The organism is Pyxidicoccus trucidator (genome assembly GCF_010894435.1).
GTDB classification, from domain to species: domain Bacteria; phylum Myxococcota; class Myxococcia; order Myxococcales; family Myxococcaceae; genus Myxococcus; species Myxococcus trucidator.
The window spans coordinates 278,322-296,323 of the sequence record NZ_JAAIXZ010000001.1 but is presented as its reverse complement, the minus strand read 5'-3'; the positions used below and the strand labels follow the sequence as shown (position 1 = coordinate 296,323).

The 18,002-nt window shown below is 74.0% G+C and carries 4 protein-coding genes; 3 read left to right on the top strand and 1 reads right to left on the bottom strand.

Annotated features, from left to right (window positions below):
- Window positions 1-66: 66 nt before the first annotated feature.
- Genes G4D85_RS01260 through G4D85_RS01250 form a run of 3 tightly spaced genes read left to right on the top strand, consistent with a single transcriptional unit; the run spans window position 67 to window position 4,195 of the window.
- The gene (locus G4D85_RS01260) at window positions 67-2,112 is read left to right on the top strand and encodes an FtsX-like permease family protein (RefSeq protein ID WP_164007088.1); all 2,046 of its coding nucleotides are present in this window, start codon (window positions 67-69) and stop codon (window positions 2,110-2,112) included.
- Window positions 2,113-2,117: 5 nt separating this feature from the next.
- Window positions 2,118-3,416, top strand: a complete 1,299-nt coding sequence (locus G4D85_RS01255) for an ABC transporter permease (RefSeq protein ID WP_164007086.1) — start codon at window positions 2,118-2,120, stop codon at window positions 3,414-3,416.
- The gene (locus tag G4D85_RS01250) at window positions 3,416-4,195 is read left to right on the top strand and encodes an outer membrane lipoprotein-sorting protein (RefSeq protein ID WP_240359008.1); all 780 of its coding nucleotides are present in this window, start codon (window positions 3,416-3,418) and stop codon (window positions 4,193-4,195) included. Before G4D85_RS01255 ends, G4D85_RS01250 begins: the two co-directional genes overlap by 1 nt.
- A gap of 46 nt (window positions 4,196-4,241) precedes the next feature.
- On the opposite strand, the gene G4D85_RS01245 is transcribed toward G4D85_RS01250, so the two are convergent.
- Window positions 4,242-17,948, bottom strand: coding sequence for an amino acid adenylation domain-containing protein (locus G4D85_RS01245; RefSeq protein ID WP_240359113.1), 13,707 nt, complete (start codon window positions 17,946-17,948; stop codon window positions 4,242-4,244).
- Window positions 17,949-18,002 lie beyond the last annotated feature (54 nt).

The following is an 18,002-nucleotide window of genomic DNA, read 5'->3' as shown; positions in this document are numbered from 1 at the left end:
GGGGCAGAGGCCCCCGTACCTCCGGGCTCCCCCCTCCCGGTGGCGGCAACGAAGTGAGGAGCCCTCGTGACGCTGTGGTGGCTCACCGTACAGAGTGTGCTGGCCCGTCCCCGCAGCTGGGTGGTGGGGCTGCTCGCGGCCGGAGCGGCGGCGCTGCTCACCCCGGGCGTGTCCCTGGTCCGCAGCATCCATGAGGGCACGCGGCGCAGCCTCATCGAGAGCGGCGCCGGCGACCTCCAGGTCTACGCCGCCGCCTCCCCGGGCGTGCCGCTGGTGGTGGTCGGGCCCGGAGGCGTCCCGGAGCTGGTGCCCATTCCGGACTACCCCACCGTCGAGTCCCAGCTTCGCGCGCTGCCCGGCGTGAAGGAGGTGGTGCCGCTGGAGCTGGGCATGGGCGCCACCTTCCGGGGCAACGCCCTGGACGAGAAGCTGGCCGTGCTGCGCGGCGTGGCCCGCGAGCCCGCCTCCGAGGCACGCGATGCGCGGCTGCGGCGGTTGGGCGAGGACCTGCGGTTGACGCTCCAGCGTGCGGCCCGGGATGTGGACCGGCGCAGTGAGGCCTTCGCGGAAGAGCCCGCCTTCGCGGACGACCTGGTCGTGCTGCGCGAGGCCGCCACGCCCGCCTTCTGGGAGCGCTTCCCGCAGGACCCCATGGGCGTGCTGGAGGTGCTGGAGAACCGCGTGGCGCGGCAGGCTGGAGAGGGCGAGGAGCTGGCCGTGGACTACCTGGGGACGGACGTGGCGCGCTTCGCCCGGGCCTTCCCCCGCTTCGAGCTCGTCACGGGGCAGCTTCCTCCGCCGGGCACGCGGGGCCTCGTCATGGGGCACGCCACCTACGAGGAGAACTTCAAGCTGCGCATCGCCACGCGCCTGGACGAGCTGCGCCGCGAGCGCCAGAAGGGCGCCACCCTGGCCGAGGACGAGGGGCTGCGCACCCTGGTGGAGCGCAACGTCGCGGAGGTGCCGGACCTGGTGGCGCGGCTGGACGTGGAGCGCGCCACGGCGCTCCAGGCCGCGCTGGCGCGGGCGCTGGGCGAGACGGGAGAGCTGGAGGCGCTGCTGTCCCGCTTCCTGAAGATGGATGACGCCAACTTCGACGCCCGCTACGCCCAGTTCCAGGGCGAGCTGGTGCCGCACCTGCCCCTGTACCGGCTGATGCCCGGGGACACGCTCGCGCTGCGCACGCCGCTGGAGCAGGGCGCCGTGGTGCCGGTGCGCCTGTGGGGCACCTTCCGCTTCAAGGGGCTCGGCGGGGATGACGGCCGCGTCAACATGATGAGCGTCGTGGACCTGGTCTCCGCGCGCCACCTGTCCGGCCGGCCCACGGAGGCCCAGAAGGCGGAGGCGCGACAGTTGCTCGAGTCGTTCGGCATGGGCAAGGACGCCGAGGGGCCGCGCGCCTCGCTGGACGAGTTCCAGCCCCCGGCCATCGTCGACGCGGAGGCGGGCACGGAGCACGGCGGCGCGCCCCAGTTCGAGCAGGCGGTGGCCCTGCCGGACACCTTCACCGAGGGCGAGCTCACCGGAGGCGGCGTGTCCCAGGCCGCGGTGGTGCTGGCGCCCGACGTGGCGCCCGAGGACCTCGCCGCCCGCATCTCCGCGCTCCCGGGTGGCGCGGCCCTGGCCACCGTGGGGTGGCAGGAGGCGGGCGGACTGCTGGGCGGGCTGGTGGGAATGGCGCAGGCGGTGCTGCTGCTGTTCGCGCTGCTGCTGTCCTCCTTCGTGGCGCTCGTCGCCGCCGGCACGCTGCTGCTGCTGGCGCGCGAGCGGGTGGCGGAGGTGGGCACGCTGCGGGCGGTGGGCATGCAGCGCCGCGAGGTGTTCGTCTCCCTGCTGCTGGAGGGGCTGCTGCTGGGCGGTACGGGCAGCCTGCTGGGCGCGGTGCTGGGCGCCTCGCTGCTGCGGCTGGGCATGGGTGACGGGGTGGCCGTGGAGGATGGCTCGCTGCAGTTCTTCCTGGGAGGGCCGGTGCTGCGTCCGGAGCTGGCGCTGGGAGGCACCGGGGTGGTGGTGCTCGGAGTGACGCTGGTGGTGGTGGTGGCGGCGCTGGTGCCCGCCTGGCGCGGCAGCGCGGTGGCGCCGGTGGCGGCGATGCGCAAGGGTGAGGGCTGAACGACATGCGCGCGCTCTTCCAGATTGCCCTGCGCAACCTCCTGGCCCACCGCGAGCGGGGGCTCCTGCTGCTGGTGGTGTTGGCCGGCGCCAGCGCGGTGCTGGTGGGGGTGATGTCCCTGAAGGCCGGCGTGGCCGCGGCGCAGCGCGAGGCCGTGCGCACGTACCTCAGCGGCGACCTCAACGTGGGTGGCTACTTCAAGGAGAACCCCGACTCCCTCTTTCCGGTGGTGGGCGATACCGCGCGCGTGCGCTCCGCCCTCCAGCCGCACGTGCCCGCGGACTGCCAGGTGCGTGAGCGGGGCCGTGGCTCGGCCACCGCGGGCGCGGGCCGGCACCGGGTGCGCTCCTATCTCATGAGCCTGGACGTGGCGCGTGAGCGCGACTCGCTGTCCCTCTTCCGCCCGCGCGCGGGCCGGCTGGAGGGGCTGGAGGCGCCGCGCACGGTGGCGCTCTCCACGTCCCTGGCGGAGCGGCTCCAGGTGGAGGTGGGGGAGCTCGCCACGCTCTTCGTGCAGATGCCGGGCGGCAAGCGGAACGCGGTGGACCTGGAGGTGGTGGCCGTGCTGGAGCGCGCCGGAGTGCTGGGCGAGTCCGCCGGGTTGCTCGTCTCCAACGCCACGCTGCGCGAGCTGTACGGCTTCCGGCCCGACGCGGCCAGCGTGCTCCAGCTCACCTGTGACGGCATCGACGACCTGGAGCCACTGGCGGGCGAGCTGCGTGGCGCGCTCCGGAAGGCGGGCTTCGAGGTGCTTCCCGCCGCGCACGAGGCCTACGGCGACAAGCTGTCGCCGCTGCTGCGCGAGGGCTGGGCCGGCCAGCGGCTGGACGTGAGCACCTGGGAGGACGAGGCGGCCTTCCTCGACTTCGTCGACCAGGGACTGGGGCTGCTGCTGGTGCTGGTGGGCGGCGTGGTGTTCGCGGTGGTGGTGGTGGGCCTGTTCGTCTCGCTGAGCGTGGCGGTGCGGGAGCGGACGCGGGAGATTGGCACGCTGCGCGCCATGGGCATGCACCGCCGGGCGCTGGTGGTCGCCTTCGTGCTGGAGGGGCTCTTCCTGGGGCTGGTGGCCTCGGTGGCGGGCGCCTGCGCGGCGGCGGGGCTGGGCGTGCTGCTCCGCGACGTGCTGCCGCTGCCAGACGCGCTCTCCACCCTGTTCTTCAGCGGCACGCTGCCGCTGGCGCCGGCCCTGCCGCATGCGGTGGCGTCGGTGGTGCTCGTGACGCTGGGCGCGGGCCTGGCCTCGCTGGTGCCCGCCTTCCGGGCTGCTTCCCTTCCACCCCGTTCCGCCATGGAGTCCCTGTGATGAACGCACGCCCCCGGCTGTCCGCCCTGCTGCTTGGCTGCGTCCTGCTGCTGCCCGCCCTGGCCGCGGCGCAAGAGGAGAAGCGGCTGGCTCCGGATGCGCTGCTGAGCCACATCGACAAGAAGATGTCCTTCACCAGCGACTACAAGGGCGTCATCCGGCTCTTCGAGACGCGCAAGGACGGCGCGAAGCGCGCGCTGGAGGTCCACGTCTACCGCCGCGAGAAGGCGAATGACCTGCTCTTCCTGTCCACCCAGCCGAGGCACCTGGCCGGCATGGGCACGCTGCGCATCGGCCGCAACCTGTGGGACTACGACCCGACCACCGGCTCGTGGCGGCGCAACACCCAGCGCACGAACCTGCTCAACACCTTCACCTGTGAGGCGGACTTCGACCGCTCCCGGCTGGCGGAGGACTACTCCGCCGTGGACGAGGGCAACGACACTGTCAGCGGCGTGGCCTACCGCAAGCTGTTGCTGACGGCGAGGAACACCATGGTGACCTTCCCGCTGATGCGCCTGTGGGTGGACCCGCAGAACAACATCGTGAAGCGGGTGGGCTACACGGCCTCCGGCCGCACGCTGCGCACCGACATCGTCCGCAGCTACCAGCGCATCAAGGACCCGGCCTCCGGGGCCATGGTGCTCCACTTCAAGGAAGTGCTGGAGACGGAGGAGGAGGAAGGCACGCAGATGCTGGTGCGCTACGACGAGGTGACGCTGGCGCCGCTGGACGCCAACATCTTCACCAAGGCGTGGCTGGAGGCCCGGCGGCGCTAAGCCCCCGGAGCTCTCGGACTCACCGGGCCGCGGACCTCCGCGGCCCTCAGCCTTCCGTCCCGTCCAGCGTCGCGAGCAGCCGGGACGCCAGCGTCTCCACGCACGGCGGCTGCAACGTGCCGAAGTGCGAGCCGCCCAGCGGCACCACCACCATCCGCTCGCCGGGCAAGTGGCGCTCCCAGCCCAGCGCCTCGCCGTTCAGGGCGCGCGACGGGGCGCTGGCGAACAGCAGCACCTTGGCGCGGAGCGTGGGCACCTTCCAGCCCATGACCTGCGGCACCAGCACCTCGCCCAGCACGCGCCAGATGCGGCGCAGGTCGGCGACCTGGGAGTGCGGCGCAATCATCCCCAGCCCGCGTCCCAGCGCCGTCACCTTCTCCCAGCGCGCCTCGGCGCCGAGCGTGGCCAGCTCCGCCTCCAGCGCGGCGTCCAGCACGCCGAACTCCTCGGCCAGGGCTCGCACCGGGTCCTCCGGCGCGCGGGCGCCTTCCGCCGCGGGCAGTGCGTCCACCAGGGCCAGCAACTCCACCTCCTCGCCCTGCGCCTCCAGCGCCGCCGCGACGCCCAGCGCCGGGTAGCCACCGTACGAGTAGCCCGCGAGCCGGTAGGGCCCCTGGGGCTGCACGGCGCGCACGTCCTTCGCGTAGGCGGCGATGCGCTCGTCGAAGGTGGCGTAGGTGTGCTTCGTCAGTGTCTCCGGCGCCTGCACGCCGTAGCAGCGCAGCCGGGGCTCCAGCAGCGGGGTGAGGTAGCGGTAGTAGTGCAGCTCTCCGTCGGCCGGGTGGAACAGGAAGATGGGCGGCGCGTCCGCGGGCGTGGCCTTGCCGGACAGCGACACCACGCTGGAGCGCGGCGGCCCTTCCTCCAGCAGCTCGCGCACGGCGTCCGCCGTCTCCCGCAGCACGGGGGACTGGAACAGGGTGGCCAGCGGCACCGGGACGCCGAGCTCCTCCTCCAGTCGGGCCAGCAGCCGCATGGCGAGGATGGAGTCGCCGCCCACCTGGAAGAAGTCGTCGCCAGCGCTCACCTCGCGGCCCAGCACCTCGCGCCACAGGCGCTCCATCGCCATCTCCAGCGTGGTGCGGAAGGGCGTCTCCAGGTGCTCCCCGGCGCTGTCGGGCTCGGGCGTGGCGGGGGCCGGAGGCGCGAGGGACTCCGGGTCCGGCAGCGCGTGCCGGTCCACCTTGCCGTTGGCGTTGACGGGCAGCGCCTCCATGACGACGAGCGCGGCGGGCACCATGTACGAGGGGAGCCGCGCGGCCACGTGCTCGCGCAGGGCGTCCACGCGCACCGTGGCGGGCGGCGCCTGCACGTAGGCCTGGAGCTGCTGCTGTCCGGAGGCACCGGCGCGTGCCAGCACCACCGCTTCCTCCACCAGCGGGAACTGGCGCAGGCAGGCCTCGATTTCGGCCAGCTCCACGCGGAAGCCGCGAATCTTCACCTGGTGGTCCGCGCGGCCGAGGAAGCGCAGGCGCCCGTCCGGCAGCAGCCGGGCCAGGTCTCCCGTGTGGTACATGCGCGCGCCCGGCTCGGAGGAGAACGGGTCCGGGATGAAGCGCTCGGCCGTCAGGTGCGGCGCGCCCAGGTAGCCGCGCGACAGCGCCGCGCCGCCGATGTACACGCCGCCAGGCAGGCCCGGCAGCACCGGCTCCATGTGCGCGTCCAGCAGGTGCACGTGGACGCGTGGAATGGGCCGGCCGATGGGGAAGGTGGCGTCGGTGCCGAGCCCCTCCGCGCCGGGAATGTCGCAGGTGGCGGAGGTAATCGTGCACTCGGTGGGCCCGTAGACGTTGAGCCACGGGGCATGTCCACCGCCCACGCGCACCCAGGCCTCGAACGTCTCACGCTTGAGCACGTCGCCGCCGGGGGCCAGCAGCCGCAGGCGGGCGGGCACGCGCTGGCCGTGGGACTCCATCTGGCGAATCCACTCCTCGATGTACGTGGGGGGCAGGCTGATGAGGGTGATGCCCGTCTCCTCCAGGTACGGCGTCATGACGTGCGCGGGCACCAGTCCGCTGCGCATCACCACCGTGGCGCCCACCACCAGCGGCGGGTAGAGGTCCTCGGCGGCGGCGTCGAAGCTGAGCGGGGCGAACTGGAGCATCCTGTCGCCGGGGCGCAGGCCGAAGCGCGCGGCCAGGGCCACGTTGTGGTTCACCACCGAGCGGTGTTCCACCATGACGCCCTTGGGCTCGCCGGTGGAGCCGGACGTGAAGACGATGTACGCGAGCTGCGAGTCCGCCACGGCCCGGGGCCCGGGCCGCAGGTCCTCCGCCACGTGCTCCGGGCTCGGAGGGACTTCCACCACGGGCACGAGGTCGAAGTGCGCGGAGAGCGCCTCGGCGTCCACCCACAGCCGCCGCACTCCGGAGCGCTCCAGCACCGCGAGCTTGCGAGGCTCCGGCCAGCCCGCGTCCAGGGGCACGTAGGCGCCGCCCGCCTTGAGGATGCCGAGCAGCGCGGCCATGCCCTGGTTGGAGGGCTCCATGATGACGCCCACGCGCTCCTCGGGCCGGAGCCCCTGGGCGAGCAGGTGCGCGGCCAGCAGGTTGGCGCGCGCGTTCAGCTCCGCGTAGCTCCACGTGCTGTCGCCGTGCGCGACGGCGGGCGCGTGCGGAGCGCGACGCACCTGGGCCTCGAAGAGGGTGTGGATGCAGGCCCCGGCGGGGACGGACTGGGGGCCTCCGCTGAGGGACGCGAGCACCTGGGCGCGCTGCTCGGTGGACAGCAGGGGCAGGCGGGCCGGGGAGGAGTCCGGAGCGCGGACGGCCTCGGTGAAGAGCTGCTCGAAGGCGCGGGCCATGCGCCGCGAGGTGGCGGCGGTGAAGAGGGCCCCGTCGGTGGCGAGGAAGCCCAGCGTGCCGCCCTCGGGACGCTCGATGAGGTGCACCACCACGTCATAGGCGGGGAAGATGCTCTCTCCGTCCAGGTACGAGGCGCGCAGCCCCGAGAGGCCGAAGGAGGCCGGGCTGTCCAGCAGCAGCAGCGCCTGGGCCAGCGGCGGCGCGGTGCGGGCCGCGTCCGGCTGCGCCGCGTCCGCGATGCGCTTGAAGGGCACCTCCTGGTGCGCCGTGGCATGCCCCACCACATCCCAGGTCCGTCGCAGCAGCGCGCGGAAGGAGGGCGCTCCGGCCACCTCCGTGCACAGCGGCAGCACGTTGGCGAAGTAGCCCACCTGTCGCTCCGTGCCGGGCAGCACGCGGCCGGAGAAGGGCGACGCCACCACCACGTGCGGCTGGGCGCTGAGCCGGTGCAGCCAGAGCTGTACCAGCGCGAGCGCCGCGGTGAAGGTGGACACGCCCTCGCTCCGGGCCAGGGCCTGGAGCGCGGACATGGCGTCCGGGCCCAGGGTGAGCGGCTCCGGACGCATGTTCGCGTTGAGCGCCGGGGCGCGGCGCGGGAAGTCCAGCGGCAGGTCGAGGACGGCGGGCGCGTGCGCCAGCGCCTGCTTCCAGGTCTCGACGGAGGCGTCCACCTCGCGCAGGTGCTCGGGCCGGCGCTGCCAGAGCGCGAAGTCGGCGTAGGCGAGCGGGGCCGGGGGCAGCAGCGGTGTCCGCGGGTCCTTCGAGGCCGCGAGCCGCGCCGTCCCCGCGGCGTCCCAGGCGGCGGCGACCTCTTCCAGGAAGGCGCCCATGCCGATGCCGTCGTTGACGAGGTGGCTCATGGACGCGACGAGCACGTGGCGGGTGCCCGGAGCGTCCAGGCGTGCCAGCTCGAAGCGGTACAGCGGCCCGCGCGCGATGTCGAAGTGCTCGCGGTCATGCCGCGTGGCGATGGCGCGCGCGGCGGTGAGGGCCTCATCCGCCGGCAGGGAGGACAGGTCCGTCCGGACCAGCACCGGCCGCGTCACCGGGTGCTCCCGCGCGACGAGGGCCCCTTCCTCCAGCCCGAAGGTGGTGCGCAGCGTGGCGTTGCGCTCCAGCACGGCCTCCATCGCCGCTTCCATGCGCGCGCCGTCCAGCGGACCTTCCAACATCAGCGCCGCGACGACGACGAAGGGCGGCGCCTCCGGCAGCTGCATCGCGTACCAGAGTCGCTCCTGCACCAGCGACGCGGGGATGCGCTCCGGGCGCGCCGTGACGACGGGCACGGTGGGCGTGGACAGCCGGGGCGAGGCGTCGATGCGCGCCGCCAGGGCCTCCAGCGTGGGGGTGGCGAAGAGGGCCGCCACGGGCAGCTCCACGCCCAGGCGCTCCCGCACTCGCGAGGAGAGCTGGACGGACAGCAGCGAGTGGCCGCCCAGCTCGAAGAAGTCATCCCGTGCGCCCACGCGGCGCACGCCCAGCAGCTCGCACCACAGGGCCGCCAGCGCCTCCTGCGTGGGGGTGGAAGGGGGTACGAAGTCGTCACCCGTCGTGCCGGAGAGCGCCTCTTCCGGCGCGGGCAGCGCGTCACGGTCCACCTTGCCGTTGGGCGTCAGGGGCAGCGCGTCCAGCGCCACCAGCACCGAGGGCACCAGGTGCGCGGGCAACCGCTGTGCAAGCGCGCCGCGCAGGGCCGCCGGGTCGGGACGCTGGCCCTCGCCCTCGACGTAGGCGACGAGCCGAGGCCCGGCGGGGCCGTCGTCCCGCAGCACCACCACCGCGGCGGAGACGCCCGGCAGCTCGCACAGGGCCGCCTCCACCTCGCCCGGCTCCACGCGGTGGCCGCGCACCTTCACCTGGAAGTCGGTGCGGCCCAGGTACTCCAGCTCGTCCGAGGGACGCAGCCGCACGCGGTCTCCGGTGCGGTACATGCGCGCGCCGGGCTCGGACGAGAACGGGTCCGGCACGAAGCGCTCGGCGGTGAGCGCGGGGCGGCGCCAGTAGCCTCGCGCCACGCCCACGCCGCCGATGAACAGCTCCCCGGGAGCCCCCGCCGGAACCGGCCGCAGGTGCGCGTCCAGCACGTAGAGGCGCGTGTTGGCGATGGGGCGGCCGATGGGCACCGTGCTCCCCACCGGTGTCTCGCCGTCCACCGTGTACACGCAGCAGCCCACCACCGTCTCCGTGGGGCCGTACTCGTTGATGACCCGGGTGCCCGGCGCGTGACGGCGCCACGCCTCCACTGCCTGCGAAGTGAGCGCCTCGCCACCGACGACGAAGGCGCGCGTGCGTCCGGCGCGCTCCGACGGCGTGAGCTGCTCCGCCAGCAGGCGCAGATGCGACGGCGTCAGCTTCACCAGGCTGAAGTCCGCTCCCGCGCGCAGCGTTGCGGCCAGGCCGTCCACGCCCTCCTGCTCTGGCACCAGCTCCACGGGCTGGCCTGTGACGAGCGGCAGCAGCAGGCTGGTGACGGTGAGGTCGAACGCCAGCGACGAGTGGACGGGGGCGCCCGAGCCCTCGTCCACGGCGTACGCGCGGCGGGCCCAGTCCAGGTAGTTCACCACGCCCCGGTGCTCCACCATGACGCCCTTGGGCAGGCCGGTGCTGCCGGAGGTGTAGATGAGGTACGCGAGGTCGCTCGCGGTGGCCTCCGGCTCCAGCGGAGCCTCGGACTCACGGCCGGCGGTGTGCGCCCACTCCGTATCCAGGCTCAGCACGAGCGCATGTGACGCGGGCAGCGTGTCCGCGAGCGCCTCCTCGGTGAGGAGGACGGGCGCGCCGGTGTCCTCAATCAGGAAGGCGAGGCGCGAGGCGGGGTGGGACGCGTCCAGCGGCACGTAGGCGCCGCCGGCCTTCAGCACTCCCAGCAGCGCCACCACCATGTCCACGGAGCGGCGCAGGCACAGGCCCACCAGCACCTGCCGCCGCACGCCCAGCCCCCGCAGGTGCCGGGCGAGCTGGTTGGCGCGGGCCTCCAGCTGGCCGAAGGTGAGCCGCGTGCCGTCGTAGGAGACGGCCAGCGCGTCCGGCGTGCGCCGGGCCTGGGCCTCGAAGAGCGCGTGGACGGTGCTCTCGTGCGGGAAGTCCGCGCGGGTGTCGTTCCACTCCACGAGCAGGTGCTGGCGCTCGGCGTCCGGCAGCACCTCCAGCGCGGAGACGGGCGTGGACGGTGCGTCCAGCGCGTGCTGGAGGAGGCGGACGTAGTGCCCCAGCAACCGCTCCGCGGAGCCCGCGTCGAACAGCTCCGTCCCGTAGCGCAGCGCCAGGGCGTGGCCGTCACCGGAGTCCGCCACCCACAGCGACAAGTCGAAGGGGCTGGTGAGCAGCTCGGTGCGCAGCGGGCGCGCGCGCAGGTCCGGGAAGGACTCCACCAGCGTGCGCTCCGGCCGCACCAGGTCGAACATCACCTGGAAGAGGGGCGGGTGCCCGGCGGCGCGCTCCACGCCCAGTGCCTGGACGATGCGGTCCAGCGGCACGTCCTGGTGGGCCAGCGCCTCCAGGACGGTGGCGCGCACTCCGGCCACCAGCTCGGCGAAGGACGCGTCCGGGGCCACGCGCGTGCGCAGCGCCACCGTGTTGAGCAGCAGGCCGACGACGCCTTCGAGCGCCGGGTGCGTGCGGCCGGAGACGGGAGTGCCGACGCAGAAGTCCTGCTGCCCGGTGTAGCGGTGGAGCAGGGCGGAGAAGGCCGACAGCAGCACCATGTACGGCGTCACCTGGTGCTTGCGGCAGAAGGCGTTGAGCGCCTGCACGGTGCTGGCGGGCAGCGGGTGGTCCGCCGTGGTGGCGCCCGAGAGCAGCGGGGCCGCCGGCCGGGGCCTGTCCGTGGGAAGCCGCAGCAGGCCGGGGACGCCCGCGAGCTGCTGCTTCCAGTACGCGAGCTGCGCCTCGTCCCTCGCGCGCACGGGCTCACCGTGCAGCCACGTGGCCACGTCCGCGTGGGACAGTCGCGCCGGGGGAAGCGTGGGCGCCAGTCCCTGGCGGAAGGCGGCATACGCCACGCCCAGCTCACGCAGCAGGACCTCCAGCGCCAGCCCGTCCACCACGAGGTGATGGAAAGCCAGCAGCAGCACGTGCCGCTCCGGCGCCGTGCGCAGCACGCGGAAGCGGTGGAGGGGGCCGTGCTCCAGGTCGAAGGGGTGGTGCACCACGTCCCGCGCCCACGCGCCGGCTTCCTCTGGCGAGGCAGCCACCTCCACCTCGAGGACGCTCGCGGGCACCGGGAGGACCACGGGAGCCGGCTTGCCGTCGCGCGACGGCACGGCGAGCCGCAGCACCGCATGCCGCTCCACCAGCCAGCGCAGCGCATGCTCCAGCGCGGAGGCGTCCAGCGCGCCCTCCAGCTCCACGGACTCCGCGAGGTGGTAGGCGCTGGTCCCCGGGTGGAGCTGGTGGATGAACCACAGCCGCTCCTGCGTGGGCGACAGCGCCAGCGCGGCGTCTTCCGGACGCGGCGTGGGCGCGGGCAGGCCCGTCGAGGTGCCGCGCCGCGCCTCCAGCTCGCGCGCGAGGCCCGCCACGGTGGGCTCGGAGAAGAAGGCCCGCAGCGGCAGCTCCACGTCGAAGGCCTGTCGCGCGCGCGCCACCAGCCGGGTGGCGGCCAGCGAGTGCCCGCCCAGGTGGAAGAAGTCGTCCTCGCGCCGCACCTGTGGCACGCCGAGCACCTGACAGAAGAGCTGGGCGAGCAGCTCCTCCACCGGGCCGCGCGGACGCTCACCGGAGGAGGGGGCGGACTCCGGCGCTGGCACGGGTAGCGCGGCCAGTGCCTGACGGTCCACCTTGCCGCTGGTGGTGTGGGGCAGGGCGGGCAGCACGAAGAAGCGGGAGGGCACCAGGGCGTCCGGCAGCGAGCGCCCGAGCAGCTCGCGCAGCCGCTCCACCGAGCCGGCCGCGCCGTCCTCCAGCACGAGGAAGGACTCCAGCCGCGCGTCGCGCTGGCTGCCGCGCACCACCACGGCGGCCTGCCGCACGCCGGGCTGGCGCAGGAGGGCGGCCTCCACCTCCTCCAGCTCCACGCGCACGCCGCGCACCTTCACCTGGAAGTCGGTGCGGCCCAGGAAGCCCAGCGTGCCGTCGCCGAACCAGCGCACGCGGTCTCCCGTGCGGTACAGCCGGCCGCCGGTGTCGCCGGAGAACGGGTCCGGCACGAAGCGGTCCGAGGTGAGGTCCGGGCGGTCGCGGTAGCCGCGGCCCAGGCACGTACCGCCGATGAAGAGCTCGCCGGGGACGCCCGGGGGCACGGGCTCGCCGAGCGGGTCCAGCACGTACACCCGGCACCGGTCCAGCGGACGGCCGAGGCGCACGGGCCGGTCCGCCAGCGTCACCTCGGCGGCCACGTTGATGCTCGTCTCCGTGGGGCCGTAGGTGTTGACCAGCCGGGTGTCCGTGAGCGCCAGCTGCTGCACCAGCGAATCCGGCAGCACCTCGCCGCCGGTGACGAGCACCTTGAGCGCGCGGAAGGACTCCGGCGCGCCGGGCTCCTCCAGCGCGGTGGCCAGCGAGGACGGGGTGATGACCACGTGGGTGATGCCGTGGCGGAGGATGTCGCGCCCCAGCCCGAGCGGGCCCACCTCGCGCAGCACGGTGCGCGCGCCACGGGTGATGCTGAAGAGCAGCTCCTCCAGGTGGATGTCGAAGGACAGGCTGCCCGACGAGGCCCAGCAGTCTCCCGGCCGCGTGGCGTAGTACGTGTCGAACGCCGCGAAGCAGTGCACGACGTTGCGGTGCGTGAGCTCCACGCCCTTGGGCTCGCCGGTGGAGCCCGAGGTGTAGAGGAGGTATGCGAGGTGCTCGGCGCGCGGAGGCCGGGGCGCGGGCAGCGGGGCCACCTCGCCTCGCACGTCGGGCGTCACCAGGGGGACGCCGGGCTCCACACCTTCGAACAGGGAAGGACGGCTGACGACGAGCCGCGCGCGGGCCTGGCGCAGCAGCGCCGCGCGCCGGGCCGGCGGGTGCGACGCCTCCAGCGGGAGGCAGCCGGCGCCGCTGAAGAAGATGGCCAGCAGCGACACCACCGCGTCCAGCGAGCGCTCCAGGCAGAGGCCCACCACGGCCTCTGGCCCGGCACCCGCGGCGGCCAGGTGCGCCGCCAGCCGCGAGGCCCGGGCGTGCAGCTCACGGAAGGTGAGCGTGCCCTCGGGCGCGACGACGGCGGGCGCGTCGGGCGTGCTCGCCACCTGCGCTTCCAGCAGGGAGACGATGGTGGCTTCCGCGTCGAAGGGACGCTCGGTGGCGTTGAAGGCGTGGAGCACCTGCTCCCGCTCGGCGGGGGACAGCAGGGACAGCTCGCCCACGGAGGTGCGCGGCGAGGCCACCGCGTGCTCCAGCAGCCGGATGTAGTGGTTGCGGAGCCGCTCCACCGTGCCGGGCGCGAACAGGTCGGTGCTGTACTGGAAGTAGACCTCGAAGCCGTCCCCCACCTCGATGGCGGTGAGGAACAGGTCCACCTCGCACGTCCACGTCTCGATGGGGACGCGGCGGGCGCCGAGCGCATGGAACCCGCTGGCGGCGGACAGCTCGGTGCGGTGCAGGTCGAACATCACCTGCACGAGCGGCGCATGGCCGGGCCCGCGCTCCACGCCGAGCGCCTGGACGAGCCGCTCGAAGGGGACGTCCTGGTGGGCCAGGGCGTCGAGCGAGGTGGAGCGCACCTGCGCGAGCAGCGAGGCGAAGGAGGTGGCCGCGTCCACGCGGGTGCGCAGGGGGACGGTGTTGGCGAGCAGGCCGACGACGCCCTCGGTGGCCGGGTGGGTGCGGCCGGAGACGGGAGTGCCGACGCAGAAGTCGTCCTGGCGCGAGTAGCGGTACAGCAGCGCGGAGAACGCGGCGTACAGCACCATGTACGGGGTGACTTGATGCTGGCGGCAGAACGCGCGCAGGTCCTCGGAGAGGGCCCTGGGCAGCGGGTGGTAGCCGGTGTTGTCGCCCTGGTGCGTGAGGACGGCGGGACGGGGCTTGTCGGTGGGGAGCTGGAGCAGCTCCGGCGCTCCGGCGAGCTGGCGCTTCCAGTACTCCAGCTGCGCCTCGTCACGCGCGAGGACGGGCTCCGAGCGCTGCCACGCGGCCACATCAGCGGAGTGGAGGTGCACGGGGGGCAGCGCGGGGGACTGGCCCTGGTGGAAGGCGGCATACGCCTCGCCCAGCTCGCGCAGGAGGAGTCCGGCCGACAGCGCGTCGCCCACGAGGTGGTGGAAGGCGACGAGCAGCACGTGCCGCTCTCCACCGGCCTTCAGCAGCAGGAAGCGATAGAGCGGCCCGTGCTCCAGGGGGAATGGCCGCTGGCTCGTCTCGGTGATGCGCCGGGCGAGCAGGACGGGGGCGTCGGGGCCCTCGGCAACAGTCTCGACGTGCAGCACGCGCGAGGGCACGGGGGCCAACGCGACGTGTGGCTGTCCATGCACCGAGGACACCGTGGTGCGCAGCACGGGGTGGCGATCCAGCAACCACCGCGCGGCGGCATCCAGCGCCTCGAGGTCCGCGGGGCCGTTCCACTCGGCGGCCTGACCGACGCTGTAGGCGCCGGAGTCGGGCTGGAGCTGGTGGATGAACCACAGGCGCTCCTGAGCCGGAGACAGCACGAGCGGGGCGTCGGCGGGAAGCGGAGTGGGCTCCGGCAGCTCGGCGGAAGCCGCCTGGAGTGAGGCCAACTGCCGGGCCAGGCCTGCCACGGTGGGCGAGGAGAAGAAGGCAGCCAGGGGCAGCTGGACGCCGAAGGACTGGCGCACCCGGGCCACCAGCCGCGTGGCGCTCAGCGAGTGGCCGCCCAGGTGGAAGAAGCTGGCCTCGCGCTCGACGCGCTCCAGGCCGAGCACCTGGCCGAAGAGCTGGGCGAGCAGCTCCTCCACGGGGCCGCGTGCGGGGCCGCCCGCGGAGGGCGCATCATTATATGTGTCGTCCAGGTGCAGCGAGGCGAGGGCCTTGCGGTCCAGCTTGCCGGTGGAGGTGAGGGGAAGAGAGGGGCGCAGCACCCAGCGCGAGGGCACCATGTACGCGGGGAGGACGCGGGCCAGGGCGTGCTGGAGCGACTCGGTGGAGACGTCGGAGGCAGCGGGCACCACCCAGGCGACGAGCCACGAGTCGCCGGGCCCCCGACGCTGGACGGTGACGGCGGCGGAGCGCACGCCGGGCAGGGAAGCCAGGGCGGCTTCCACCTCGCCCAGCTCCACGCGCATGCCGCGCACCTTCACCTGGAAGTCCACGCGGCCGAGGAAGCCGAGCGTGCCGTCCTCGTTCCACTGGCCCCGGTCTCCCGTGCGGTACAGCCGCGCGCCGGGCTCGGCGCTGAACGGGTGCGGCACGAAGCGCTCGGCGGTGAGGTCCGGACGGCCCACGTAGCCACGGCCCACGCCGGTGCCGCCGATGTAGAGCTCTCCGGGCACGCCTGGAGGCACGGGCTGGAGCGCGTCGTCCAGGACGTATACCTCCATGTTCGCCTTGGGCGTGCCAATGGGAGTGCCGGCGCCCGAGGGCGGCGCGTGCATCCGGTGCAGCGTGGCGGTGTCGGCGCACTCGGCCGGCCCGTAGGCGTTGACGAGCGGCACGCGCGGGTAGCGCTCGAACCAGTCGCGGCACGTGGCGGGCGGCAGGGCCTCGCCAATGGTGAGCATGTGGCGGAGCGCCGGGAGCGGTGCCTCGACCGGGTCCTCCAGCAGCGCCTGGAGCAGCGAGGGCACCAGCTCCACCACGGTGGCGCCAGCGTCTCGCAGGGCGGCGGCGAGGCGGGGTGGCTCGCGCACCACGTCGTCCTCCACCACGTGGGTGGTGCCACCGGCCGCCAGGGCCCCCAGCATCTGCCAGATGGAGATGTCGAAGGAGAGCGGCGCCGTCTGGGCGAGCACGTCCTCGGGGCCCATCTCCAGCCCACGCTGCATGCCGAGCAGGTGGTTGAGCATGCCGCGGTGGTCCACCATGACGCCCTTGGGCGTGCCGGTGGAGCCGGAGGTGAACAGCACGTAGGCGAGCGTCGCGGGCGTGGCGCGCGCCGTCACGGGCTCCGCGCTCTCCGCCGCCAGGTCCTCCGTGGACAGGGACAGCACGCGAGGCCGGGTCGTCTCGGGCAGTTGCGAGAGCACCTCGGACAGCGGCGACTCCTCGGAGTCGAGCGCGAGGATGAACGGCGCGCGGCTCTCCGCCAGCAGCGTGCCCAGCCGCGCCGGGGGAAGCTGCGCATCCAGGGGCAGGTAGGCGGCACCGACCTTGTGCAGCGATAGCAGCGCCCGCACGGTGGCCTCGCTGCGCCGGCCGAGCACCGCGACCACCGACTCGGGCTTCACGCCCTGGGCCACCAACCGACGCGCGGCGCGGTTCGTCCACGCCTCCAGCTCCGAGTACGTCCAGCGCACGTCGGAGGAAGCGAGGGCCACGCGCTCGGGAGACTGGCGGGCGTGGGCGGAGATGCGCTCGGGCAGGCAGGTGCGCAGGTCGAAGTCGTGCGTGGGAGGACGGGCCTCGCGCAGCACGCGGGCGCGCTCGTCGGCCGACAGCAGCGACAGCCGGGAGACAGGCGTGTGAGGCGCGGCGACGGCCTCGGCGAGGAGGCGCGGGTAGTGCTCCAGCAGCCGCCGCGCGGTGGCGGACTCGAACAGCTCGCCGCTGTAGCGCAGGAAGACCTCGAAGCCGTCCGCGCCCTCGAGGACGCTCAGCGCGAGGTCGAACGGGCTGGCCCGCAGGTCGACGGCCACCGGCTGGGCCTGGAGCGCGGCGAAGGCGCCAGCGAGCGAGCTTTGCGGCCGGTGCAGGTCGAACATCACCTGGAACACGGGCGAGTGGCTGAGGCTGCGCTCCACGCCGAGCGCCTGGACGAGCCGCTCGAAGGGGACGTCCTGGTGGGCCAGCGCCTCCAGCGTGGTGCCCCGCACCTGGGCCACCAGTGAGGCGAAGGAGGTGGCCGTGTCCACGCGGGTGCGCAGGGGGACGGTGTTGGCGAGCAGGCCGACGACGCCCTCGGTGGCGGGGTGGGTGCGTCCGGAGACGGGAGTGCCGACGCAGAAGTCGTCCTGGCGCGAGTAGCGGTACAGCAGCGCGGAGAACGCGGCGTACAGCACCATGAACGGCGTGGCCGAGTGCTCGCGGCAGAAGGCGCGCACGGCGCTGGCCAGCGCGGGAGACAGCGCGTGGAGACCAGTGTTGTCGCCCTGGTGCGTGAGGACGGCGGGACGGGGCTTGTCGGTGGGGAGCTGGAGCAGCTCCGGGGCCCCGGTGAGCTGACGCTTCCAGTACGTCAGCTGCGCCTCGTCACGCGCGTGCACGGCCTCCGAGCGCTGCCACGCGGCCACATCGGCGTAGTGGAGCGGAACGGGAGCCGCCGTGGGCGGCTGCTCCTGACGGAAGGCGGCATACGCCTCGCCCAGCTCTCGCAGGACGATGTCCAGCGAGAGCCCGTCCACCACGAGGTGGTGGAAGACGGCGAGCAGCACGTGCCGCTCCTCGCCGGTCCTCAGCAGGAGGAAGCGGTACAGCGGTCCGCGCTCCAGCGAGAACGGTCGCCATGACTCCTGGTGCAGTCTCTGGGCAATCCATCCGGGCTGCGCCGCCGCGCCCTCCACGTGCAGCACCTGGGAGGGTACGGGCGCCAGCGCCGCGTGAGGCTGCCCCTGCAGTGAGGACACGGTGGTGCGCAGCACGGGGTGCCGCTCCAGCAACCACCGCAGCGCCGAGTCCAGCGCACGGGTGTCCACCGCCCCGCGCAGCTCCGCGGCCTGGGGGATGTGGTAGGCGCCGGAGTCGGGCTGGAGCTGGTGGATGAACCACAGGCGCTCCTGAGCCGGAGACAGCACGAGCGGAGCGTCGGCGGGGAGAGGAGTGGGCTCCGGCAGCTCGGCGGAAGCGGCCTGGAGCGAGGCCAACTGCCGGGCCAGCCCTGCCACGGTGGGCGAGGAGAAGAAGGCAGCCAGGGGCAGCTGGACGCCGAAGGACTGGCGCACCCGGGCCACCAGCCGCGTGGCGCTCAGCGAGTGGCCGCCCAGGTGGAAGAAGCTGGCCTCGCGCTCGACGCGCTCCAGGCC

Excerpts from the sequence above, each read along its gene's own strand:
- G4D85_RS01250 (WP_240359008.1), top strand. The coding sequence starts at position 3,416 with ATGAACGCACGCCCCCGGCTGTCCGCCCTGCTGCTTGGCTGCGTCCTG.
- G4D85_RS01255 (WP_164007086.1), top strand. The coding sequence starts at position 2,118 with ATGCGCGCGCTCTTCCAGATTGCCCTGCGCAACCTCCTGGCCCACCGC.